The organism is Streptomyces sp. NPDC005811 (assembly GCF_040630405.1).
In the GTDB taxonomy this organism is placed as follows: Bacteria; Actinomycetota; Actinomycetes; order Streptomycetales; family Streptomycetaceae; genus Streptomyces.
The window spans coordinates 24588-46904 of the sequence record NZ_JBEXXK010000059.1 but is presented as its reverse complement, the minus strand read 5'-3'; the positions used below and the strand labels follow the sequence as shown (position 1 = coordinate 46904).

Here is a 22317-nt window from a genome sequence, read left to right as displayed (position 1 = left end):
CCCGGAAGGAACACCCATGAAGGTCGTCATCGACGAGGAGAAGTGCTGCGCCGCCGGACAGTGCGTCGCGGCCGCCCCCGAGGTCTTCGATCAGCGGGACGAGGACGGCATCGTCGTCCTGCTCGACGCGAACCCGCCCGCCGAACGGACCGGCGCGGTGCTCGACGCCGTGTCCGTCTGCCCGGCCCTGGCCATTCGCGTCGAGGCGTGACCGCCACCGCCGCCCGTCACGACAGGAGTCACGCATGAGGAGTCACGCATGAGGAGTCACGCATGAGGAGCCATTCATGAGCGAGTTGAGTTTCGAAGGACGCGTCGCCGTCGTCACCGGCGCGGGCCGGGGCATCGGCCGCGCCCACGCCCGCCTCCTCGCGGAGCTGGGCGCGCGGGTCGTCGTCAACGACCTCGGCGGATCGGCCGACGGCGAGGGAGCCGACGCCGGACCGGCGCAGAAGGTGGCCGACGAGATCACCGCCGCCGGCGGCACGGCCGTCGCCGACACCCACGACGTCTCCACGGAGGCCGGCGGCCGGGCGATCATCGACACCGCCCTGACCGCGTTCGGCCGGGTCGACGTCCTCGTCGCGAACGCGGGGATCATCAAGTGGGGCGGACTGCCCGACGTCGGCCTCGCCAACCTCGAACGGCACCTCGCCGTCCACCTCCTCGGCTCGTTCACCACCCTGCGCGCGGCCTGGCCGCACTTCGTGGAGCAGGGGTACGGCCGGGTCGTCCTGACCACGTCCGCCGGGGTGTTCGGCCTCGACAACAACCTGTCGTACGCCGCCGCCAAGGGCGGGGTGATCGGGCTCGCCCGCAGCGCCCGGCTCGCCGGGGAGCCGCACGGCATCAAGGTGAACCTGGTCGCCCCGGCCGCCCTGACCCGGATGGGCGGCATCGACGACGACGAGGCCGCCGAGGCGGCCGCCCGGCAGGCCGGCATGCCCTCGGAGGCGGTGTCGCCGATCGTCGCCGTGCTCGCCCACGAGAACTGCCCGGTCAGCGGCGAGATCTACGCGGCCGGCGCGGGCCGCTTCGCGCGCTTCTTCATCGGCTCCACCGAGGGCTACGTCCACCGGGACGGCCCCGCCACGGCCGCGGACGTCCTGCGCAACTGGGACGCGATCAACGACGAGAAGGGCTACTACGTCCCGTCGGATCTCATGGCCTGGTCGGGCGCGTTCCTCGGCCACCAGTTCACCGGCAACCACGAGGAGAGCGGACGATGACCCAGCAGCCGACCGGCACCGACACGACCGAGGACCTGCCCAGGTACCCCTCGCCCAGGGCGGCCTCCTGCCCCTTCGCACCGCCGCCCGCCCTGCTCGACCTGCGGAAGTCCGGCAGGTCCGTGGTGCGGGTGGAGACCTGGGACGGCAGCACGCCCTGGGTGGCCACCACCCACGCGGCCCAGCGCACGCTCCTCGCCGACCCCCGGCTCAGCGCGAACATCGGCGCGGCCGGATACCCGCACACCACGGCCGCGATGAAGGCGCACGCCGCCGAGATGCAGCCCTCGATCAACAACACCGACGGCGCCGAACACCAGCGCTGGCGCCGGATGCTGACCAGCTCCTTCACCCGCCACCGCATGGAGAAGCTCCGCCCGGAGATCCAGCGGATCACGGACGACCTCATCGACCGGATGCTGGCCGGCCCCAACCCGGCCGAGCTGAACGAGGCCCTCTCGCTCCCGCTGCCGTCGCTGATGATCTGCGCGCTGCTCGGAGTGCCGTACGAGGACCACGACTTCTTCCAGGAGCACGCGGGTGTCACCAACGCGCGCTTCAAGACCCCCGAGGAGGCCGCCGCGTCCACGCGGGAGCTGCGCGCCTACATCGCCGGGCTCATCGAGGCCAAGGCGGAGAACCCCGGTGAGGACGTCCTGTCCGACCTCGCCGAGCGGGTCGCCGAGGGCGACCTCACCCTGGAGCAGGCCTCCGGCCTCGGACACATCCTCCTGGTCGCCGGCCACGACACCAGCGCCAACATGATCACCCTGGGCACGGCCCTGCTCCTGGAGAACCCCGGGCAGCTCGACGCGCTGCGCGCGCACGCGGACGACCCGGCGTACGTGGCCAACGCCGTGGAGGAGCTGCTGCGTTACCTCACCATCCCGCATCTGCTGGCGCGCCGCGCGGTCGTCGACGACATCGAGATCGACGGCGAGATCATCCGGGCCGGCGAGGGGGTGATCGCCTCCCTGCCCGCGGCCAACTGGGACCCCGAGGCCTTCCCCGAGCCGGCCACCCTCGACCTCACCCGCAAGGCCTCGCACCACATGGCGTTCAGCTGGGGACCCCACCAGTGCATCGGCCAGCAGCTCGCCCGGATCGAACTCCACGTGGTCTTCAGCACCCTGTTCCGCCGCATCCCGACCCTGCGGGCGGCGGTCGACGTGTCGGAGCTGAGGTTCAAGGAGGACTCCCAGGCCTACGGCATCTACGAACTGCCCGTCGCCTGGTAGCCGTCAGGACCGCTGGGCCACGCTCATCCGGTTCGTGGATGCGCGGCATAACGAGAATCGATTTCCCAGATCGGGCGGGGTGGCGTGAGATGGGGCGACGCCAAGGAAACCACCCCGGAGCCGTCCATGCGTTTCGCCACCTATGAACACCGGCACCAGCGCCGGGCCGCCGTCGTCGCGGAGGACGGGACCCTCTTCCCGGTGCCCGGCACACCGTCGCTCACCGCACTGATCGGCTCCGGTGACGGTCTCGACGCGCTGCTCCGCGCCGGCGCCGCCGCCCTCGGCGCACCCGCGGGCCCGCATGTCTCCGAGGTGCGGCTGCTGCCCCCGCTGGAGCCGCCCACGGTGCGGGACTTCGTCACCTTCGAGGAGCACGTCGAGGGCGTACGGCGCTCCGTGGACGGCGCCGGGGGAGTGCCCGACGCCTGGTACGACGCCCCGACCTTCTACTTCACCAACCCCTACGCGATGATCGGCGCCCACGACGACGTCCCGGTCCCGCCGGGCAGCGCCGTGCTCGACTTCGAACTGGAGGTCGCCGCCGTCGTCGGCCGCGCCGGACGCGACCTCACCCCCGCCGAGGCCCGCGACCACATCCTCGGCTACACGGTCTTCAACGACTGGTCCGCGCGCGATCTCCAGTCCCGCGAGATGCAGGTCCGCCTCGGCCCCTGCAAGGGCAAGGACACCGCGACCACCCTCGGGCCGTACCTGGTCACCGCCGACGAGCTGGAGCCGTACCGGGACGCCGAGGGCTTCCTGCGGCTCGCCCTGACCGCCGCCGTCAACGGCGAGACCGTCGGCACGGACCTGCTGTCCCACATGAGCTGGACCTTCGAGGAGATGGTCGCCTACGCCTCACGCGGCACCTGGGTGCGCCCCGGTGACGTCCTCGGCTCGGGCACCTGCGGCAACGGCGGCTGCCTCGCCGAGCTGTGGGGCGTCCGCGGCCGGCAGGACCCGCCGCCGCTCGTGCCCGGCGACACCGTGACGCTCACCGTCGAGGGCGTCGGCACCGTCTCCAACACCGTCGTCGTGGGCGTGGAGCCGCGACCGCTGCCGTCCGCCCGCCGCCGCACCCGGGAACGGCCGTGAGCGGCACGAGGCACGACGGCGCGGCCGCCGTCCCGCTGGAGAGGACCGGCACATGAACAAGGTCTGCGCGAGCGCCGCCGAGGCGGTCGCCGACATCCCCGACGGAGCGTCCCTGGCCGTCGGCGGCTTCGGCCTCAGCGGCGTCCCCGAGGTGCTCGTCCGGGCCCTGCACGCCCGCGGCACGAGCGGCCTGCGGGTCGTGTCGAACAACTGCGGCGTGGACGGCCGCGGCGTCCTGCTCGCCGACGGCCGGATCACCCGGGTGACGGGCAGTTACGTCGGCGAGAACAAGGAGTTCGCCCGCCAGTACCTCTCCGGCGAACTGGAGGTGGAGCTGGTCCCGCAGGGCACGCTCGCCGAGCGGCTGCGGGCGGGCGGCGCCGGCATCCCCGCCTTCTACACCCCGGCGGGCGTGGGCACCCAGGTCGCCCGGGGCGGGCTGCCCTGGCGGTACGCCGCCGACGGCTCGGTCGCCCTCGCCTCCCCGGCCAAGGAGACCCGCGACTTCCACGGCCGCCCGTACGTCCTGGAGCACGGCATCACCACCGACTTCGCCCTCGTCCGGGCCCGGCGCGGCGACCGCCACGGCAACCTCGTCTTCCGCAGGGCCGCCGCCAACTTCAACCCCCTCGCCGCCATGGCCGGCCGGATCACCGTCGCCGAGGTCGAGGAACTGGTGGAGCCGGACGAGCTGCGCCCCGAGGACGTCCAGCTGCCGGGGATCTTCGTCCAACGCGTCGTACGGCTGACGGCCGCCCAGGCCGCCGACAAGCAGATGGAGAAGAGGACGGTTCGCGCATGAGTGCATCCCCGGGCTGGACCCGTGACCAGATGGCCGCCCGCGCCGCCGCCGAACTCGCCGACGGCACCTACGTCAACCTCGGCATCGGCCTGCCCACCCTGATCCCCGGGCACCTCCCGCCCGGCGTCCAGGTCGTCCTGCACTCCGAGAACGGCATCCTGGGCACCGGCCCCTACCCGGCCGAGGACGAGGTCGACCCCGATCTCATCAACGCCGGCAAGGAGACCGTCACCGTCCTGCCCGGGGCCTCCTTCTTCGACTCCGCCCTGTCCTTCGGCATGATCCGGGGCGGCCACATCGACACCGCCGTGCTCGGCGCCATGCAGGTGTCGGCGCACGGCGACCTCGCCAACTGGATGATCCCCGGGAAGACGGTCAAGGGCATGGGCGGGGCGATGGACCTGGTGCACGGCGCCCGGCGGGTCGTCGTCCTCATGGAACACACCGCAAAGGACGGCACCCCGAAGATCGTCGAGGAGTGCACGCTCCCCCTCACCGGCGAGCGCTGCGTCCACCGCGTCATCACCGACCTCGGCGTCCTCGACATCACCCCGGCGGGCCTCGCCCTGGTCGAGACCGCGCCGGGGGTGACGTACGAGGAGATCACGGCGCGGACGGCCGCGCCGCTGCTGACCGACGCGACCGCCGCCGCCTGCTGACGACGACGGGCCGCCACCCGCCCCGGCCTCCGCTATCCGCTCCGCTCGGCCGGGTTCTCCTCCAGCTCCTGCTCGGTCCAGATGCACTTGCCGTCCCGGAGATAGCGCGCCCCCCAGCGCCGGGAGAGCGCGGAGACGAGCTGCAGACCGCGGCCGCCCTCGTCGGTGTACGTGGTGCGGCGGATGCGCGGGGTGGTCAGGCTGCCGTCGTAGACCTCGCAGATCAGCGAGCGGGAGCGCAGCAGACGCAGCCCGAGGGGGCCCCGGGCGTGCCGCACGGCGTTGCCCACGAGTTCGCTGACCAGGAGTTCGGTGCTGACGACGAGGTCGTCCAGGCCCCAGGCGGCGAGCTGTCCCCGGATGTGCGCGCGGGCCTGGCCTGCCGCCCGGGGATCGTAGGGGAGGTCGAAGGCGGCGATGTCCTCGGCCGACGTGCCATGGGTGTGGGCGATGAGGAGGGCCGCGTCGTCGGTGGTCCGGTCGCGGTCGGGCAGCAGTGCCGAGGTGACCAGATCGCACAGGTCGTCCAGTCGCGGTGCGCCGTGCTCCGGGCGCCCCGGACGGAACCGGGGGTCAGCGGCCGCCGCGTCGGCCAGGACCCGCTTGAGCTGGTCCAGCCCCTCGTCGAAGTCCCGGCCGGGGGACTCCACGAGGCCGTCGGTCCACAGGACCAGCAGACAGTCCTCGGGCAGCCGCAGCTCATGGATCTCGAAGGGCGGATCGGCGGCACCGAGCGGCGGATCGCCGGCCAGCTCGGGGAAGTGAACAGTGCCGTCGGGGTGCACGACGACCGGCGGGGGGTGACCGGCCAGCGAGAACGAGCACAGCCGGGTGACCGGGTCGAACACGGCGTACAGACAGGTCGCGTAGAAGTCGTCGCCGAGTTCGCTGACCACGTCGTTGAGATGCCCGAGCAGCTCGTCCGGGGCCATGTCCAGGTCGGCGAGGGTGCGCACCGCGGTGCGCAGCCGGCCCATGGTGGCGGCCTCGCTGATGCCGTGCCCCATGACGTCGCCGATCACGATGGCGGCCCGGTTGGCGGACAGCGGGATCAGGTCGTACCAGTCCCCGCCCACGCTCTCGCCCCGGCCCGCGGGCAGATAGCGGGCGGCGGCGCTCACGGCCGGCAGCCGGGGGAGTGTCCTGGGCAGCAGCCCGCGCTGGAGTTCCTGGGCCCGGGTGTGCTCCGCGTCGTAGAGCCGGGCCCGCTCCAGCGCCTGGCCGACCAGGCCGCTCAGCGTGGTGAGCAGCGTGCGCTCCTCGTCGCTGAAGGAGCGCCGCCGGTGGAAGGACAGGGTGAGGCCGCCGATGTTGCGCCCGGAGGCGACCATCGGCAGGAACGCCCAGGAATGCATCGGGGACGCCTCGACCATCTCCCGGAGGATCGGATACGCCCGCAGGAACTCCTCGGGCGACTCGAAGAACAGCGGGGTGTGGGTCCGCAGCATGTCGGTGATCACGGGATGCTCGGCGTACGGCATCCCGTTGAGCAGCCGGAGGAAGGAGTCCGGGTAACCGGCGGAGTCCACCACGTGCACCCGGCCGCTCTCCAGCACGTCGACCAGCAGTCCGTCGGCGCCGAACGGGGGCACGACGTGCCGGGCGACGGTCCGGACGACGTCCTGCGAGGTGACGGCCTCGGCGAGCGCGACGGTCAGCTCGTTCATGCGCACGGTCCGCTCGGACCCGGCCGGCACGCCGGGCGCGTTCACCAGGTGCGCCCCGGCCCAGGCCGCCACCGCGCGCAGGAACGACCGCTGTGTCCCGTCCGGCTCGCCGGGCCCCGCCGTGAGCACGGACAGCACCCCGACCGGCCCGTCGGGGCCGAGCAGCGGCACCGCCGCCGTGCCGTCCGCCCCGATGCCCAGGGCGTCCCCGGGCACCCACGCGAAGGCGCCGTCCCGCACGGCCCGTACCGGCGCCGGGTCCCGCTCCTCGTCCAGCTCCGCCCAGGCCGCGACGCCCGCCGCGGGCAGCCCGTCGCTCGCCGTCAGGCTCAGCCTCCCGGTGCCGGGATCGCGGCGGTGCAGCAGGGAACCGAGGCCGCCCAGACAGGTCGTCGCCTGCCGGAGGGCCAGGTGCAGCGTCCGCGTGAGTGTCTCCGTCTCCTCGTCCCCCGGTGCCGGCCATCCGGTCCCCGCCGGCGCCGCCCGCTCGGCGGCGGCCGTCCCGGCTCCTGTCGTACGGAGCCTGTGCATGCGCAGACCACCTCGCATGTCCGGCGAATCGGTTGATCTCCACACTAACCCGGAGTACGTGCCCCCCGCGCCCGCGCCCGTGGCGGCCGACCGGCCCCGTGCGGGGTGAGAGACCGGCCCCTTCCTGGATCGCGTCAGGACCTGCGGCGGAGTGCGCGCAGCGCCGACTCCGCCGCGTTGGCCCCGCACATGCCGTGCGCGCCGGCCCCCGGCGGGGTCGCCGCGGAGCAGATGTACATGCCGGGCACCCCGGTGCTGTAGGGGTCGAGCGCGGCACGGGGGCGCAGCACGAGCTGGAGGGCGGTGTTCGCCCCGGCGACGACGTCACCGCCGACGTAGTTCGGGTTGTACGCCTCGAAGCCGGCCGGGGTGCGGACGGAGCGGTCGAGGATCCGCTCGCGGAATCCGGGGGCGAACCGCTCGATCTGCGCGACGACGGCTTCCGTGGCGTCACCGGCGTAGCCGTGCGGGACGTGCGCGTACGTCCAGACCGGGTGGACGTCGCCCCGCGAACGGCTCGGGTCGGCCAGGTACTGCTGGCCGACGAGGACGAAGGGCCGCTCGGGCAGCCGCCCGGCCTGGAGCGCGCGTTCGCCCGCCGCGACCTCGGCGTAGCCGCCGCCGAGGTGGACGGTGCCGGCCCGGCGGGCGGCCTCACTGGTCCAGGGCACGCCCTCCTGGACCGCGAAGTCGACCTTGAAGGCGCCGGGGCCGTGGCGGTAGCGGCGGTACGCCCGGGCCACCCGCGCGGGCAGCAGATCGCCGAGGACGTCGGCGACCGCGCGCGGCGCGAGGTCGAACAGGACCAGGTCGGCCGGGGGCAGATCGGCCCGGGAGCGCACCCGCACCCCCGTCTCGGTCCGGCCGCCCAGCTCCGTGAGCCGGGCGGCGAGCGCGTCGGTGATCGCCCGGGAGCCGCCCGCCGCCACGGGCCAGCCGTGACGGTGTCCGGCGGCGATGATCGTCAGACCGACCGCGGCGCTGGCCGGCCGGTGGAAGGGGCGGAACGCGTGCGCGGCCACCCCGGCGAAGAGCGCGCGGGCGGTCTCCGTCCGCCACAGCCGGGCCACCGCGGCGGCGGGCAGCAGGGCCCGCGGCCCGAACCCGGCCAGGCGCAGCGGATGGTCCGGCAGCCGGGTGAGCGGCCGCATGAGGTCCTCGGCGAGGTCGTCGAAGGCCTCCGTGAGCGGCCCGAACGTCCGCCGCCACCGCCGCCCGTCCCCTTCGCCGAGACCTGCGGCGGTCTCCTCCACCGACCGGTGCAGGACCCCGGCCGCGCCGGAGTCCAGCGGATGCACGCAGTCGATGTCCGGCAGGCACCAGGTCAGTCCGTGGCGGCCGAGGTCGAGCCCGCGCAGGAACGGCGAGCCGACGGCCATGGGGTGGATCGCGGAGCAGTGGTCGTGCAGCAGGCCCGGGGTCAGCTCGCTGGTGCGGGTGCCGCCGCCGAGGGTGCCGGCGGCCTCCAGCACGGTGACCTCCACGCCTTCCCGGGCGAGGTACACGGCGGCCGCGAGACCGTTCGGGCCGCTGCCCACCACGACGGCCGTGCTCATACGCCTCCTCCGCCGAGGGCGTGTCGCCTGCCGCGTCCCCGGATTCCGACACTAGGGGCCCGGCCCGTACGGCGCGATGCGCGGAACGGCCCGACTCCACGCCTGCCTGGCGTGCCGCCCGGACGACCGGCGGTCCGGCTTCGCCAACGGCTGACGGCCGTCCCGGGGTTCAGTTCCAGCCGAAGCGCCGGTCCACGACCGCCGCGAACTCCTCCAGGGTCAGCACCGCGTCCCCGTTCTGGTCGGCCGCGTCGAACAGGGCGGAGGAGGCGTCGGCGTCCCCCAGGCCCCAGAGCGGCAGCACCCCCGACGCGGCGAGCGACGGCCCCCTGGTCCGCAGGGCGGTGATCACCTCGGCCCGGGTCAGGGTCCCGTCCTGGTCGAGGTCGAGCGCCTCGAACAGTCTTCGGGCCTTGTCACTCGTCACGTCGCCCTCGTTCCTCTGGATCGGCCGGCGGGTCCACCCCGTTCACAGGGGAAAACGCCCGTTTCACCACTCCGGTTCCATCAGGCCCCGCCGAGAACGCGGTCATCCCAGGTAGGCCGGGGCGACGGCGGAGTCCATCAGCCGGCGGGCCCTGCCGCCGCCGTCCGCGGGCACGGTCCACAGGTCGGAGCCGTAGTCGCCGGGGAGGGCGTAGACGAGCGTGTCGTCGTCGGCCCACAGCGCCTGGTCGTCGATGGTGCGGCTCTCGGCGGTCGGGGTCTCCTTCATGGTCCGCAGATCGAGCACGTACAGCCGCCAGGGCGCGTCCGGCGAGGCCCCCTTCACCCGCTTCTTGTACGCGATCCTGGTCCCGTCGGGCGACAGGGACGGGCATTCGACGTTGCCGTGCACGGTGGTCAGCGTGCGGGCCGTGACATCACCCCGGACCAGATACGTCTTCCCGCCGGTCGCCAGCGTGGCGTAGAAGCGGTGGTCGTCGGCGAAGGTGACGCCCCAGATGTTGGTGTCGGCCGCGTGGAGGACGTGCCCGTCCTCGACGATGCGGAAGGTCTCCAGATTGTCGTCGACCGTCCAGGTGCGGGTGTCGACGATCGCCGTGCGGGTGGAGAAGTTCGTACCGGCGTACGAGTCTCCGCTCACGAAGACCGTCCAGGCGACCAGATGCCCGGAGGGGGAGACCCGGGTCCGGGTGGGGATGCCCGGCACCGCGAAGTGGCGCAGCTCGTGCAGACGCGCGTCGAGCACCACCGCCCGGTAGGTGTCCCGCAGCGCCCCGTGCACGGCCTGGAGGCAGATGCCGGTGCCCGCCGCCGCGTGGAAGCGCAGGCACTTGACGCCCGACACGGTGCGCGGCCCCTGCGGATCGTCGGCGGGTACGGTGGCGATCTCGTCGCGGTGCGGCCCCCAGGCCAGGTTGCGCACCAGCAGCCGGCGGCCGGACGTCGGCCGCAGCGAGACGCTGCCGGCCCGCACGGTCGGACCGTCGGCCTGCTGCTCGTCGCGCATGCCCGACCGGTGCGCCGCGTACAGCACCGCCCCGGCCCCCACGCTGCCCAGCAGCAGGACCGCCACCAGCAGGATCACCAGCCGGCGGGCCCTGGTCATGCCGGTCCCGGTCACGTCGGTCCCGGTCATGCGGACATCACCTCGTCGGATACGAACGCGGCGGGACGCAGGACGTACGCGGCGACCAGCGCGCTGACGGCCAGGGCGCAGGCGGTGGCCGCCAGCGCGGTCCGCCCGCCCCACAGGGTCCAGGCCGCGCCGAAGGCCAGCGAGCAGGTGAACCGGGCCAGCGCCTGACCGGTGCCCACCAGGGCCTGCCCCGCGCCCTGGTGCCGGTCCGGGACGGCACCGGCGGTGGCGGCGGCGAGGACCCCGTCGGTGGCGGCGTAGAAGGTGCCGTGCAGGACGAGCACGGCGATCACGGCCGGGACGCCCCGCCACGGGGAGAGCACCAGGGCGTAGCCGAGCAGCAGGGCCCCGTGACCGGCGAGGAAGAGCCGGCGGCGGTCGACCCGGTCGGCGAGCGCCCCGAGCGGGACGGCGAGCAGCAGGAAGGCGGCGGCGGTGCCCAGCGGCAGCAGCGGGAACAGATCGGCGGGCAGCCGTCCTTCGCGCTGGAGCAGCAGATAGAGGAAGGAGTCGCTGACCGTGGTCAGACCGAGCAGCGCCGCGCACCCGGTCAGCCGGCGCAGCGCGGGGCGGCGCAGCAGCGCGAACGCCTCCGGCAGCGTCGGCCGCGCCGTCGCGGGCGGTCGTACGGCACCCGCGGGGGTGATGCGGGCGGGCACGAACAGCACCAGCACCAGGACCCCGAGCGCGGCCACACAGCCGCTGACGGCGAACACCGCGTCGTAGCCGTCGACGGTGGCGCGCAGTACGGCGAAGGCGACGAGGGGGCCGAGCAGCGCGCCGGTGGTGTCCATGGCCCGGTGCACCCCGAAGGCGCGCCCCCGCCGCTCGGGCTCGGTGGCCAGCGAGATCATCGCGTCCCGGGGCGCGGTGCGCAGCCCCTTGCCGGTGCGGTCGGCCGCGAGCACACCACTGATCACCGGCAGGGTGTGGGCGAACAGCAGCAGCGGCTTGCACAGCGCCGACAGACCGTAGCCGAGGCCCGCGACCGCCTTGTGCCGGCGGCCCCCTCGGTCGGCCAGATGCCCGCCCGCCAGCCGTACGAGCGCCCCGACCCCGTTGTTGATCCCGTCGAGGAGCCCGAAGCCGAGCGGCGACAGACCGAGGCCCGCGACGACGTAGAGCGGCAGGACGGCGGTGACCATCTCGGAGGAGACGTCCGTGATCAGACTGACCGCGCCGAGGGCCAGCACGGTGGACGGTACGGCGGCCGGCCGCCGCCCGGGACGGATGTCCTGGGCGACGGCGGGCCCGGTGCCGCGGGAGTCCGCGAGGTACACCGGCGTCAGTTCCAGATGCCGGTGATGTCGGAGGCCGAGGCGGCGTTGCCCGCGTGCGCGGACAGCCCGGCCAGGTCCTCGATCGTGCGCAGCACGTTGTAGTGGTTGTAGGTGGTGGCGCTGGAGCTGCCGGCGGTCACGTGCTCCCCGTAGAACAGGGTGGGGATGCGGTTGCCGGAGAGCTTGTTGTCCTCGTCGAAGGTCACGGCGAGGACGCTGTTGTGGGTCTTGGCCCAGGTGGCGTACGCGCCCAGGTTGTTCTGGATCCAGGTGTCGCCGGTGGAGACCGAGCAGTCGTGCATGTCGCTGCACAGGTTCGGCACGACGAAGGACACCTTCGGCAGGGTCGTGTAGTCCGTCGGGAACTGCGCGAAGGTCTTCGCGGTGCTGGTCGGCACGTTGGAGAACCCGAACCACGGGTTGTGCTTCTGCGCGTACCTGCCGCTGCTGCAGGTCGTCGACCCCTGGCTCGGCAGCGACTCGTTGTAGCTCGCCCAGGTCTTGCCCGCGGCGATCAGCTCGGACGCCAGGTTCGGGGCGGAGAGCGAGCCCACGGAGACGCAACTGTCGTCGGTGCGGCCCTGGTTGGAGCCCGAGAAGAGCATGTAGTAGTTCGGCTCGCTGGGGTGGGTCAGACCGTAGGACTGGGTGAGGTTCGCCCCGCCCGCCTTGATCGTGTTGTTGAGGTAGGGGGCGCTGGAGCTGCCGATGACCTGCGAGTAGGCGTGGTTCTCCATGACCACGACCACCACATGGTCGGGGGCCGGGAGCGCCGCGGCCTGGGCGGTGGTGGCCGTGGTGGCCCAGACACCGATCGAGGCGGCGGTGAGGGCGACGGCGCCGGCGAGTGCGGCGAGGGGACGTCGGTTGCGCTGGGGAGCCTTGACGGCGGCCATGACTGTCCTCCGGGACAGAAGCGACGGACGTTCGGGGGGAGCGGCGCCGCAACCCTAGGGGCCCCGTGCCTGCCCCGCGTGAAGGCCAGACGAACGGCGGACCCCGGCAGGCAAAGGTCGGGTCAGTCATAGGTAATGCACAGCAAAATCAAGGGGGGGGCGGGCCGCGTCGCGGAGGACTGCCCGACCTCTTCAGCCTACGCTCCGGGGCCCGGAGCGGGCGGGTCAGCCGTGGCGCGGCGGTGCCGTCGAGTTGCGGATCACGAGCTGGGTGCCGACCTCCATGTGCTCCATGAGCAGCCGCTGGCCCTCGATCAGCGAGAGCAGCGCACGGGCCGCCTTCTGGCCCATGTCGTGCAGCGGCTGGCGCACGGTGGTCAGACCGGGGAAGCTCTGCGCCGCCTGCGGCAGATCGTCGAAGCCGACGACGGAGAAGTCGGAGGGCACGGTGAGCCCACGGGCCCGCGCGGCGTCGACGGCGCCCAGGGCCATCAGGTCGGCCCCGGCGACGATGGCCGTGGGGCGGTGTTCGGCGATCAGCCGGGAGGCGGCGCGGAAGCCGCTGGCGTAGGAGAAGTCGCAGGAGGCGACCAGCTGCTCCTCGACCTTCAGTCCCGCGAGCCGCATCGCGTCCTCGAAGCCCTGGAAGCGGATGGAGGTGCTCTCCAGGTCCTCCTCGCCGCGGAGGTAGCCGATCCTGGTGTGCCCCAGGTCGATCAGGTGCTGGGTGCCCTGGCGCATCCCGTGGTAGTTGTCCACGCTCAGCCGGGGCAGCGGCACGTCCAGGCGGCGCGGGTCGATGATGACGCACGGCAGCTTCTGCCGGCGCAGCAGCTCGACCGTGTCGTTCTCCAGGACGGGCGCGATCAGCAGGACGCCGTCGACGAGGCCGCGGCCCAGGAACTCGATCCGGTCCTTCTCCCGAGCCGCGTCGTGGTACGAGGCGTTCACCAGCAGTTCCTGCTCCGCGTCGGCCAGCTCGTCGGCGACACCGCGCAGGATCTCCAGCCCGTACTGACTGGTCAGGTCCAGGGCGATGAGACCGATGAGCCCACTGCGGCCGGCCTTGAGGTTGCGGGCCGAGACGTTCGGCCGGTAGCCGAGCCGCGCGGCCACCTCCAGGACCCGGCGCCGGGTCTCCTCGGAGGCGCCCGGCTTGCCGTTCATGACGTTGGACACGGTCATCGCGGAGACACCGGCCTCCTCGGCCACCTGCGCGATGGTCACCCGCCCTGCCACTCGCACTCCTTCTGCCTGGGCCGCCCGGCACGCGAAGACTTTAGAGCCTGTGTCGTCTCGCCCGCGCCGCATATCCCTGGAAACTTTAACGATAAGTTGCAGGGGTCGTCAATGAAGGGCCTGATGGTGGCCCGGTTCGGCCCTGCGAACAGGGCATGTGTCGTCATTTCGTGGGGCACGCCCGGCCGGTCGGGGCTACGGCTCCCGGGCCGGGCGGCCACGGAAAGTTACGTATAGATGTCGCCTAAGTTTTGCGTTACAGTTCCCGGCCATCGGCACGTAACGTTCGCCGCATCTCGGGTCGACCCCACCCGGTGCGGACGGAACGCTCCACAACCCCCTTCAGACATGACAAGTCGGTCCGTACCGACGATGGGTGAGGTATGCAATGAAGCGCTCTGGGAGATGTCTCGCGGTCGCCACCACGGTCGCCGCCCTGGCGATGTCGCTGGCCGCGTGCGGCGGTGACTCGTCCGGCGCCTCCGCCGACGGCACGGTGACCCTCCATGTGCAGGCATGGAAGGGTGGTGGGGCGGAGCCGGCGAACGTCGCCGAGATCAACAAGGCGTTCGAGAAGGCCAACCCGAAGATCAAGATCGACTTCGAGTACATCACCGCGAACGACACCTACGTCCAGAAGCTCCAGCCCGAACTGCTGGGCGGCAAGGCCGGCGACGTCATCATGGTCGACACGGACAAGATGAAGAAGTGGGGTGCCTCCGGCTACCTCGCCGATCTGTCCGGGGAGTCGTGGGCGAGCCGGATAGCCCCGGACGCCAAGCCGTTCGCGCAGACCGACGGCAAGACCCTCGCGATGCCGATGGAGCTGATCGGCATCGGCCTGTACGCCAACATGGACCTGCTGAAGAAGGCGGGCATCACCGAAGTCCCCGCCGACTGGCCGACGTTCCTCGCCGACCTCGCCAAGGTCAAGAAGGCCGGCATCACCCCGATCGCGCTCCCCGACAAGTCCGCCTGGACCGGCAGCTCCGTGTTCCAGGCCGCCGGATCGACCCTCGTCTACGACAAGAACAAGAAGTGGGACGCCGACTTCCTGGCCGGCGATGCCTCCTTCGACCCCGACTGGCAGGAGTCGCTGGAGCAGCTGAAGACCCTGGAGGACAAGGGGTACGTCAGCTGGAAGAACGAGCTCGGCGTCGACGAATGGGCCCAGGGCCCGCAGGACTTCAGCGCCGGCAAGAGCGCCTTCTGGTACCAGGGCGCCTGGCAGGTCTCCAACGTCAAGAAGGCCGGGTTCCCCGTCTCCTTCGCGCCCTGGCCGGGCGGCGCCGCCGGCACCAAGCCCAACGGCATGCTCTTCTCCGGCACCATGTGGGCCGTCAACTCCCAGTCCCAGCAGGGTGACGCGGCGCGTGAGTACGTCAAGTTCTGGTCGCAGAACCAGAACCTGGCCAAGTACCTCGAGGCCGAGCACGCGGAGTCGCCCTTCATCGGCGGGCTGACCCCGGAGAGCACCGAGACGACGGCCTTCACCGACGCCTTCAAGGACGGCCGTTACCGGATCCTCCCGTCCAACTCCTGGTACGGCGCGGCCTCCGAGACGGCTACCGGCTCCAAGATCCAGGCCTATCTGCTGGGCAAGGCGTCCGCCGCGCAGACCCTCAAGGACATCCAGACCGCGGCATCCGCCAAGTAACCCGCCCTCAGCCGGCCGTGGCGGGGGCGCGAGGAACGGCTCCTGACCACCCCCGCCACGGCCTCTTCCACCAGAGTGCGACGTTCCGCTTCCGCAACCCCAGAACAAATCGACCTCGGACACTGGACCTCGGGCCCCGGCACCGAGTCTCAGGGCAAGCGCCGGGCACCGGGCGCCGACACCGAGTCTCCGGGCAAGTGGCGCCGGGCTCCGGGCTCCGGGCGCCGGGCTCCGGGTGCCGGGCGCGCCGACACCGAGTCTCCGGGCAAGTGGCTCCGGGTGCCGGGCTCCGGGTGCCGGGCGTCGGCACCGAGGCTCGGGGCAAGCGGCCTCGAAAACCGGGGGTCGGCACCGAGGCTCGGGGCAAGCGGTCCCGGGCGCCGGGCGTCGGCGCCGAGTCTCCGGGACCCCGGGCTAGTGGCTGCGGGCACCGACCTCCTGGCACTGAGGCTCTGGGTAAGCGGCCCCGGCACAGTGGCGCCGGGCGCCGGGCCCCGGCACCGAGGCTCCGGGAAGCGGTCTCGGGCAGCGGGACCCAGCACGGAGGCTCCGGGCTATGGGCGCCGGGACCCCGGGCAAGTGGCCTTGGGCAAGCGGCCTGGGTACGAGGCTCCGGGCAAGTGGTCCCGGGCCCCGGCACTGAGGCTCCGGGCAAGTTGCGCCGGGCGCCGGGCGCCGGGCGTCGGACCCCGGGCGTCGGCACCGAGGCTCGGGGCAAGTGGTCCCGGGACCCGCCACCGAGGCTCCGGGACCCCGGGCTAGTGGTTGCGGGCACCGGGCTCCTGGCACTGAGGCTCTGGGTAAGCGGCCCCGGCACAGTGGCGCCGGGCGCCGGGCGCCGGCACCGAGGTTCCGGGAAGCGGGACCCAGCACGGAGGCTCCGGGCTAGTGGCGCCGGCGCCAGTGCCGAGGCTCGGGGCAAGTGGTCCCGGGCACCTGGCACGGGCCCCGGCGCCGAGGCCCCGGCCTAGTGGCTGCGGGCGCCGGGACCCCGGGCAAGTGGCCTTGGGTAGGCGGCCTGGGCACGAGGCTCCGGGCAAGAAGCTCCGGGCAAGTGGCCTTGGGCAGGCGGCCTGGGCACGAGGCTCCGGGCAAGTGGCGCCGGGCGCCGGGCGTCGGCGCCGAGGCTCGGGGCAAGCGGTCCCGGGCACCTGGCACGGGCCGCGGCACCGAGGCCCCGGCCTAGTCGCTGCGGGCACCGGGACCCCGGACAAGAAGGTCCGGGCAAGTGGCCCTGGGCTAGTGGCTCCGGGCACGAGGAACCGGCCAAAAGGCCCGAGCATCGAGAGCCCGGGCAAGAGGCCCTGGGCAAGAGGCCCTGGGCAAGCGGCTCGGGGCACCGAGGCCCCCGGGCACCGAGGCTCCGGGCAAGAAGGCCCCCACCGAGGCCTCGGTCAAGAAGGCCCCGGCACCGAGGCCCCCGGGCAAGAAGGCCCCGGGCAAGAAGGCCCCGGGCAAGTCGGCCCGGGTAAAGAGGATTCGGGTAAGAGGAGGACCCCCGTGTTCCACCGTCGGCGCGCCACCATGGCCGCCTTCCTGCTGCCGGCCATCGTCGTCTACGGCGTGTTCATGCTGTATCCGCTGGCCCGCGGCGTCTATCTGAGCATGACCGACAGCCTCGGCGGCCCGATCGCCCACTTCGTCGGCACCCAGCAGTACCGGGCGATGGCCGACGACGCGGCCGTCACCGCCGCCCTGTGGCACACCGTGCTCTACGCGGTCGTCGTCGTGGTCGTGCAGAACGGCCTCGGGCTGCTCTTCGCGAGCATGCTGTTCCGCCGCCCCCGGGTCCGCAAGGTGCTCAACGTCGTCCTGCTCACCCCGGCGCTGATCTCCCCCGTGATGGCCGCCTTCATCTGGTCGTACCTGTTCGCCCCGACCGGCGGCATCAACGCCCTCCTCGACCTGGTCGGCCTGCACGGCCTGAACCACGTCTGGCTCGGCGACACCTCCACCGCGCTGTACTCGGTGGCCGCCGTCAACATCTGGATGTTCACCGGCTACTCCTGCGCGATCTTCCTCGCCAGCTACATGAGCCTGCCGGCCGAACTCCTGGAGGCGGCGGCCCTGGACGGTGCGAGCGGCTGGCGGCGCTTCCTCAGCGTCGAATGGCCGCTGCTCGCCCCGGCGCTCACCGTCAACGTGACGCTCAGCCTGATCGGTTCGCTGAAGGTCTTCGAGTTCCCCCTCGTGCTGACCAACGGCGGCCCCGCCGGAGCCACGGACACCCTCACCCTGCTGGTCTACCGGAACGTCTTCGGCGGCGGGAAGTTCGCCTACGGCATCGCGCTGTCGGTCGTCCTCCTCGTGACCGTGGTCGTCCTGTCCAGCGCCACCTCCTCCCTGCTCCGGCTGCGCGAGCGACGCATCTGATGGAACCCGACGGAAGCGGACGGACCGCCACCATGACCTCTGACCTCACCTCGCCGCCGGCCGAGACCCTGCCGCCCGCCGTCGTCAAGCACCCGGCCCCCGCCCGCCCGGCTCCGGTCGGCCCGCTGCGCCGGCTGACCGGCGGCCTAGGCACCGTCGTGCTCTGCCTCGCCACCGTGCTGTTCGTCCTGCCGTTCCTCTTCACGGTCGCCACCTCGCTGCGCACCGCCGCCGACGTGGCGCGCTCCCCGCTGGGCATCCCGCACTCGCTGACCCTGAGGAACTTCGCCACGGCCTTCAGCCAGATCCACTACGGGCGCAGCACCCTCAACACCCTCCTCATCACGGGCCTTTCGTGCGTGGCGATCACCGTGATCGGCTCGCTCGCCGCCTATCCGCTCGCCCGGATCACCCAGCACTGGTCCACCGCCGTGTACCGGCTGTTCATCCTCGGCACCTCCATCCCGGTGTTCGTGGTGGCGGCACCGCTGTACCTGCTGATGCGCGACCTGAACCTGCTGGACAGCTACACGGGCGTGGTCCTCATCTACACGGCCCTCAACCTCCCGGTCGCCGTGTTCTTCTACACCAGCTTCATCCGCTCCGTCCCCACCGACCTGGAGGAGGCGGCGGCACTCGACGGCTGCGGCGCGTTCCGCACGTTCTTCACGATCATCCTGCCGCTGCTGCGGCCGGTCACCAGCACCCTGCTGACCTTCGTCTCCCTCCAGATCTGGAACGACCTGCTGGTCCCGCTGGTCTTCCTCCAGGACCCCGGCAAGCGGACCGTCATGGTGAACGCGTACGCGTTCATCGACCCGCACACCGTGCAGCCGACGACCCTCTTCCCGGCCGCCCTCCTCGGTGTGCTGCCGCTGCTGCTCCTCTTCGTCTTCTTCCAGCGCCAGGTGGTCGCCGGCATGTCCGCCGGCGCGGTCAAGTAGCCGACCGCCGCACCCGGCCCCTCCACACCCTCACCGTCCGGGGGTACCCCCATGCCCCGACGTACCGGAAGGACCCGCCACCGATGTACGTGGTCTCCTACTTCACCGACGCCGAAGAGGCGCTGCACCTGGCCTACAGCCACGACGGCCATGAGTTCGTGCCCGTCAACGGCGGGCAGCCCGTCCTGCGGGGCACGGTCGGCACCGGCAGACTGCGCGACCCGTTCATCGGGGTGGGCCCCGACGGGCTGTTCCATCTGCTGGCCACGGACGGCTGGACGAGTCCGTACATCGTGCACGCCACCTCCGCCGACCTGCTCACCTGGTCCGACCAGGAACTCCTCCCGGTGATGGCCGACGTGGACGGGGCCCACAACGCCTGGGCGCCGGAGTTCTTCCTGGAGCCCGCGACCGGCGTCTACCACCTCATCTGGTCCTCGGTCGTCGAGGCCGGCACCAGCGCCGAGGGCCGGGACTTCGAGCACCACACCCAGAACCACCGCATCTGGCACTGCACCACCGAGGACTTCCGTACGTTCACGGACCCCGACGTCTTCTTCGACCCCGGGCACTCGGTCATCGACGCCACCGTGCGGGAGCTGGAGGGCGGCGGCTTCCTCATGGCGTACAAGGACGAGCGCGGCACGAACGACCTCGGCACCGCCCACAAGGACATCCATCTGACCACCTTCGACCGCCCCGGCGGGCCGTGGACCTCCTCCGTGGGACCGGTCACCCCCTCCGTGGTGGAGGGCCCGTCGATCTTCCGGCGCGGCGACGAGATGGTCATGATCTTCGACCACTTCCTCGAAGGGAGATACGGAGCGGCCCGCAGCAGGGACGGCGTGGCCTGGGAGCCGGTCCCCCTCGCCCTGCCCCCGGGCATGCGGCACGCCTCCGTCCTCGAAACGCCCCTGCCGGCCGCCCTGCCCGCGCGCCGCGGCGACGCGTGAACTCCGGGCGGGGTCCGGTTCCCCCCGCCCCGCCCGGTGCCCGAAGAGCCGTGTCGCGTCCCGCGGCGCGGAGAACCCTTCACCCACCAAGGAGCGTCGCGATGAAGCGTCGCAGAACGGACCGCCCGGGCCTCGGAGCCTCCCGTGTCCTCACCCTGCTCGCCACCCTGGCGGGCGCCCTCCTCCTCCCCGCCCACCCCGCACTCGCCGCCGGCACGACCTACTACGTGAACTGCTCGGCCGCCTCCAACGGCAGCGGCACCCAGGCCAGCCCCTGGAACTCGGTCAGCGGCGTCAACGGCACCACCTTCGCCGCCGGCGACAGCGTCCTGTTCGCCGCCGGCACCACCTGCACCGGCCAGCTCACCCCCGGTGGCTCCGGTTCCTCCGGCAGCCCCATCACCCTGGGCGCGTACGGCACCGGCGCCAAGCCGGTCATCGACGCCCAGGGCGCCACCGGCCCGGTCATCCATCTCCTCAACCAGCAGTACTGGGAGATCGGCGGCCTGGAGCTGACCAACGCGGCCACCTCCCCGAACTACCGCTCCGGCGTCCTCACGGAGAACAGCTCCGGCGGCATCCTGCACCACATCCGGGTGCACGACATGTACATCCACGACATCACCGGCTACGGCGGCGGCTGGTACGCCACCAACGCGGGCGTCGGCGTCCAGACCGACCACACCACCCCCGTCTCCACCTGGGACGACATCGTGGTCGAGAACAACACCTTCGACCACGTCGACCGCATCGCCGTCGCGGTCACCCCGGACGGGGACGGCCAGGGCACCGGCCTGACCACCGGCACCGTCATCCGCGGCAACACGATGACCTACGACGGCGCGGACGACATCCTCGTCGTCAAGAACGACGGCGCCCTCATCGACGGCAACAAGGCGGGCTACGGCGGCGCGAAGAGCACCTGCCCGCCCTCCGGCCAGTACTGCAACGGCGCCTCCGCCGGCATCTGGATGTCCGGCAGCTCCAACACGGTCGTGCAGAACAACGAGGTGTACTGCCACGTCAACGGAGCCGACGGCACCGGCTACGACGTGGACTGGGGCAACCACAACACCACGTTCCAGTACAACTACAGCCACCAGAACCTCGGTGGCTTCATGCTGGTCATGCCGCCGTTCACCATTGCCAACGAGCCCACCTCGACCGTGCCCAGCGACGGCACGGTGATCCGCTACAACATCAGCGAGAACGACGGCACCAACGCCGGCTGCCCCGCCTCCGGCACCCCCACCCATGGCACCGGCGTCTTCCACTTCGTGGGCAACATCCCCAACCAGAGCGGCAGTTCGGCCGCCGTCCCGCTCATCTACAACAACAGCGTCTACGTCAACAAGAGCGGCCTGAACACCCCGATCCTGTACTCCCGGCGCGGGTCCGGCGTCACCGGCACCCTGTCCTTCCAGAACAACGCCGTCTTCAACTACGGCACCGGCGGCTACTTCACGACCAGCGCCGGCTCCGTCTACTCCCACAACCTCTTCTACGGCAACCACCCCTCCTCCGAGCCCACCGACGCGGCGAAGGTGACGGCCGACCCGCAGTTCCGCAACCCGGGCAACGCCAACAGTTCCTCCTCCTCCACCGGCGCGAACGCCTACCAGGTGCACCCGTCCTCGCCCGTGGTCCGCGCCGGTGCGGTGATCGCCTCCAACGGCGGCAAGGACGCCTTCGGCAACACCGTCTCCGCCACGGCCGCCCCCAACATCGGCGCCTACAACGGCACCGGCGGCAACCTGGTCTCCAACGCGGGCTTCGAGACGGGTTCCCTGAGCCCGTGGACCCAGGCCAGCGGTAACGCCTCCTCCGTCACCGGAGCCAATGCCCGCACCGGCACCTCCGCGCTGACCACCGCGGCGAGCGGCAGCGGAGCCAACCAGACCCTGACCGGCCTGAGCCCCAACACCACCTATCTGCTGACCGGTTGGGCGAAGGTCGCGAACGCCGGCGAGACGCTCGCCGTCGGCGTGAAGAACTTCGGCGGCACCGAGACCTACACCAACCTCGCCACCACCTCGTACACCCAGGCGGCGGTGGTGTTCACCACCGGCTCCTCGAACACCTCGGCCCTCATCTACTGCTGGAAGAACGCGGGCGGCAGCGGCGCGGGCTACTGCGACGACCTCGCGGTGGAACCCCTGTCCTCCGCGACCAACGCGCTCACCAACCCCGGCTTCGAGAGCGGCGCCCTCACCCCCTGGGCCCAGAGCACCGGTACGGCGTCCTCCGTCGTCGCCTCCAACGCCCGCACCGGAACCTACGCCCTCCAGACGGGCGCCAGTGCCAGCGGCGCGATCCAGACGGTGAGCGGTCTGACGTCCAGCGGCACCTATCTGCTGGCGGGCTGGGCCAAGGCGGCCACCGCCGGTGAGGAGGTCGCGGTCGGCGTGAAGAGCTTCGGCGGCGCGGAAACGTATCTGCGCACCTCCACCACCTCCTACGCCCAGCAGCCGATCTTCTTCACCACGGGCGCGTCCACCACCTCGGCCGGCGTCTACTGCTACAAGAACGCGGGCTCGGCGGCCGCGTACTGCGACGACTACACCCTGATCAAGCTGCCCTGACCCTCGGCACCCAGGACGGTGGGCGGGCCGG

At 72.2% G+C, this 22317-nt stretch carries 18 protein-coding genes; 11 read left to right on the top strand and 7 right to left on the bottom strand.

The window, feature by feature from the left end; all coding sequences use genetic code 11:
* Positions 1-16: 16 nt before the first annotated feature.
* The 6 genes from ABZ490_RS42515 (at position 17) to ABZ490_RS42490 (ending at position 5026) form a co-directional block, all read left to right on the top strand.
* Complete coding sequence (locus ABZ490_RS42515; RefSeq protein WP_359003068.1) at positions 17-211, top strand: ferredoxin; 195 nt, start codon at positions 17-19, stop codon at positions 209-211.
* Positions 212-287: 76 nt separating this feature from the next.
* Entirely contained in the window at positions 288-1229 is a 942-nt protein-coding gene (locus ABZ490_RS42510) for an SDR family NAD(P)-dependent oxidoreductase (protein WP_359003066.1), read from the top strand.
* On the top strand, positions 1226-2467 hold the full coding sequence (locus ABZ490_RS42505) for a cytochrome P450 (RefSeq protein WP_359003064.1): 1242 nt from the start codon (positions 1226-1228) through the stop codon (positions 2465-2467). Before ABZ490_RS42510 ends, ABZ490_RS42505 begins: the two co-directional genes overlap by 4 nt.
* A gap of 126 nt (positions 2468-2593) precedes the next feature.
* The gene (locus tag ABZ490_RS42500; protein WP_359003063.1) at positions 2594-3565 is read left to right on the top strand and encodes a fumarylacetoacetate hydrolase family protein; all 972 of its coding nucleotides are present in this window, start codon (positions 2594-2596) and stop codon (positions 3563-3565) included.
* Positions 3566-3617: 52 nt separating this feature from the next.
* Positions 3618-4367, top strand: a complete 750-nt coding sequence (locus tag ABZ490_RS42495) for a CoA transferase subunit A (RefSeq protein ID WP_359003061.1) — start codon at positions 3618-3620, stop codon at positions 4365-4367.
* Complete coding sequence (locus ABZ490_RS42490; protein ID WP_359003059.1) at positions 4364-5026, top strand: CoA transferase subunit B; 663 nt, start codon at positions 4364-4366, stop codon at positions 5024-5026. The genes ABZ490_RS42495 and ABZ490_RS42490 overlap by 4 nt, the downstream gene beginning before the upstream one ends.
* A 32-nt stretch (positions 5027-5058) precedes the next feature.
* Here ABZ490_RS42490 and ABZ490_RS42485 read toward each other — a convergent pair whose 3' ends face one another.
* From ABZ490_RS42485 to ABZ490_RS42455, 7 genes are all read right to left on the bottom strand, one after another.
* Positions 5059-7224, bottom strand: coding sequence for a SpoIIE family protein phosphatase (locus ABZ490_RS42485; RefSeq protein ID WP_359003057.1), 2166 nt, complete (start codon positions 7222-7224; stop codon positions 5059-5061).
* A gap of 134 nt (positions 7225-7358) precedes the next feature.
* Positions 7359-8780 (bottom strand): NAD(P)/FAD-dependent oxidoreductase, encoded by a 1422-nt coding sequence (locus tag ABZ490_RS42480; protein WP_359003056.1) that lies wholly within the window; start codon positions 8778-8780, stop codon positions 7359-7361.
* A gap of 169 nt (positions 8781-8949) precedes the next feature.
* Positions 8950-9207, bottom strand: coding sequence for an EF-hand domain-containing protein (locus ABZ490_RS42475; protein ID WP_359003054.1), 258 nt, complete (start codon positions 9205-9207; stop codon positions 8950-8952).
* A 102-nt stretch (positions 9208-9309) separates the two neighbouring features.
* Complete coding sequence (locus ABZ490_RS42470; protein ID WP_359003112.1) at positions 9310-10332, bottom strand: TolB-like translocation protein; 1023 nt, start codon at positions 10330-10332, stop codon at positions 9310-9312.
* A gap of 26 nt (positions 10333-10358) precedes the next feature.
* The gene (locus ABZ490_RS42465; protein WP_359003052.1) at positions 10359-11642 is read right to left on the bottom strand and encodes an MFS transporter; all 1284 of its coding nucleotides are present in this window, start codon (positions 11640-11642) and stop codon (positions 10359-10361) included.
* 5 nt (positions 11643-11647) lie between these two features.
* Positions 11648-12538, bottom strand: coding sequence for an alkaline phosphatase family protein (locus ABZ490_RS42460; RefSeq protein WP_359003050.1), 891 nt, complete (start codon positions 12536-12538; stop codon positions 11648-11650).
* Between the two features lie 225 nt (positions 12539-12763).
* Positions 12764-13777 (bottom strand): LacI family DNA-binding transcriptional regulator, encoded by a 1014-nt coding sequence (locus ABZ490_RS42455; RefSeq protein ID WP_359003048.1) that lies wholly within the window; start codon positions 13775-13777, stop codon positions 12764-12766.
* A 388-nt stretch (positions 13778-14165) separates the two neighbouring features.
* Here ABZ490_RS42455 and ABZ490_RS42450 point away from each other — a divergent pair, with 388 nt between their 5' ends.
* The 5 genes from ABZ490_RS42450 (at position 14166) to ABZ490_RS42430 (ending at position 22286) form a co-directional block, all read left to right on the top strand.
* Positions 14166-15434, top strand: coding sequence for an extracellular solute-binding protein (locus ABZ490_RS42450; RefSeq protein WP_359003046.1), 1269 nt, complete (start codon positions 14166-14168; stop codon positions 15432-15434).
* 1500 nt (positions 15435-16934) lie between these two features.
* Complete coding sequence (locus ABZ490_RS42445) at positions 16935-17807, top strand: sugar ABC transporter permease (RefSeq protein WP_359003044.1); 873 nt, start codon at positions 16935-16937, stop codon at positions 17805-17807.
* 32 nt (positions 17808-17839) lie between these two features.
* A complete protein-coding gene (locus tag ABZ490_RS42440) occupies positions 17840-18751 on the top strand; it encodes a carbohydrate ABC transporter permease (protein ID WP_359003042.1) in 912 nt (303 codons plus the stop codon).
* Positions 18752-18834: 83 nt separating this feature from the next.
* The gene (locus ABZ490_RS42435; RefSeq protein WP_359003040.1) at positions 18835-19704 is read left to right on the top strand and encodes a glycoside hydrolase family 43 protein; all 870 of its coding nucleotides are present in this window, start codon (positions 18835-18837) and stop codon (positions 19702-19704) included.
* Between the two features lie 101 nt (positions 19705-19805).
* Positions 19806-22286, top strand: coding sequence for a carbohydrate binding domain-containing protein (locus ABZ490_RS42430; RefSeq protein WP_359003038.1), 2481 nt, complete (start codon positions 19806-19808; stop codon positions 22284-22286).
* Positions 22287-22317: the final 31 nt, after the last annotated feature.